Origin of the sequence: Nostoc sp. 106C, assembly GCF_002154725.1 — a bacterium.
Taxonomy (GTDB): Bacteria; Cyanobacteriota; Cyanobacteriia; order Cyanobacteriales; family Nostocaceae; genus Aulosira.
This window is the reverse complement of the sequence record NZ_MTAW01000195.1, coordinates 1-1753: the sequence shown is the minus strand read 5'-3', so window position 1 is coordinate 1753 and position 1753 is coordinate 1. Positions and strand designations below refer to the sequence as shown.

The 1753-nt window shown below is 40.7% G+C and carries 2 protein-coding genes; both read right to left on the bottom strand.

Translation table 11 applies throughout. The annotated features are described in order from the left end of the window. Window positions 1-310: 310 nt before the first annotated feature. Complete coding sequence (locus BV375_RS29755) at window positions 311-652, bottom strand: DUF5615 family PIN-like protein (RefSeq protein WP_086767215.1); 342 nt, start codon at window positions 650-652, stop codon at window positions 311-313. 3 nt (window positions 653-655) lie between these two features. After that, on the bottom strand, window positions 656-982 hold the full coding sequence (locus BV375_RS29750) for a DUF433 domain-containing protein (protein ID WP_086767217.1): 327 nt from the start codon (window positions 980-982) through the stop codon (window positions 656-658). Window positions 983-1753: the final 771 nt, after the last annotated feature.

The window sequence follows — 1753 nt, the reverse complement described above, 5'->3', positions numbered from 1 at the left end:
ACCGTCCCCCAAGCCCCCTCCAAAATAATTGTTCGGTTTTTTGTTTAGTAATTATACCAATTTGAAAAAAGAATGCGACAGATTGTAGGGGCACGGCACTGCCGTGACCTCTAGAATATTTATTGATGTGTCGCAAACATTATTTGATTTGGTATTATTTGTGAGCTTTGTTGTCAATGAATTTTCTTAACTGAACTGTATTGGTTTTTAGGCAAGTTTACTTTTTGTTACATACTTCGGTTTATTTGCACCGTTATACTTAGAAGTTGCATTAATTGTTGGGTTTCGCTCCGCTTAATCGAATCTACAATTATTTGGCTGGGCGTACCACACGAATTAGTTTTCCTTGTAACGTTTCCTCTGCTGTCACAGCCTCATCTATTCGTGCTGCAAACTGTTCCCACTTACGATTGTTGGTGCAAACAATAATGCCGGAGTGGTTGGAGTTACGACGATGCAGGCGGATGAAATCATCTCGGTTAATAGTTAATATCGAGCGTTTTTGGCTGATAGCAAACGCCAATACTTCCTCATCAGATATCCTTTGATCTGCATTTCCTGCTTCCTGAACTGTCAAAACATCATGCCCGAAAGTGCGTAATAATTCCACAACCGGAAACGGGAACTGCTCATCCGCATAAAAGCGTGCCATCGACTAAGCTACCTCATTGCGCTCAATCGCCAGTTCGATTTCATCAGGGTGAGCTTCTGCGTATGCCCAAGCATGAGCTAAGTCAATGGCTGTAATGGTTGGATAGCTCTTCAACAGGTCTGCATCGCTATATCCCAGACGACGAGCTTCTACAAGTACCCAGATGGGAATACGAGTCTTAGCAATGCGAGCTTCTCCACCACATACTCTAGGGGTTTTCTCAATTCCTTGCCAGTTGCTACCAAGACTTTGAGCAAGTAACTGAATAGCCTGCACTTTTTCACTAGGACTGAGGGCAAGAAGTTGTTGCTCTAAATCTTTGAGTGTCACAGATGGAAATCCTTTGATGTTGCGTAAGTTCTGTTCCAATTTTATCAAAGGCGTTAAGTTAGGACGGTCAGAGATTAGTGCGATGTCTTCTCTACCCTTCGGGAACGACTTCGTCGAACGAGACGCTGCGCGAATGACAAGCCCTTCGGGTTTGGCAGTTGCTCCAAGTCGGGGAACCCGCCCAACGCACTGCCTCACTGCTACGCGTCTACGCAATTGCTTCTCAAAATTGGATAATTTAATTTCTGGAAATCTCTAAGTCATCTGTAGGGAACTCAGGGCACTGCACACATGGTTTTTAGTTCGTCAGAAACAGCATTTATAAGTTTGGCTGGAATTTTGAGCTAAAAACAGCAACCTTTATAAGTTTGAGTCGATGATTCATAAGTTTGAGTCGATTATTTATAAGTTTGACTCGATTTTTTAGCTAAAAGTAGCAGCCTTTATAAGTTTGAGCGGATTTTTTAGTTAAAAGTAGCAGCCTTTATAAGTTTTGCAGAAAATTGTAGTTACCGAAAAGCGATCGCAATTTATCATCAGCCAAATTGTAGTTGAGTAGCCTAATTTAGTAGAAATACGTAAGCGTTTCACTTTATTCCAGACTATAAAGAAATAGTGAAAACGCTCAAATATAGTCAATATTTACGCAAAATATCTATGAAGCTCTTCTTTCTTAATGCCCTTTTCCGTTTGTTTTTCCTTATTACTGCGTAAGCCAGAAATGTTGAATGCTGATACAAAACTTTACATATTTAGGTACACTAAGTTTAA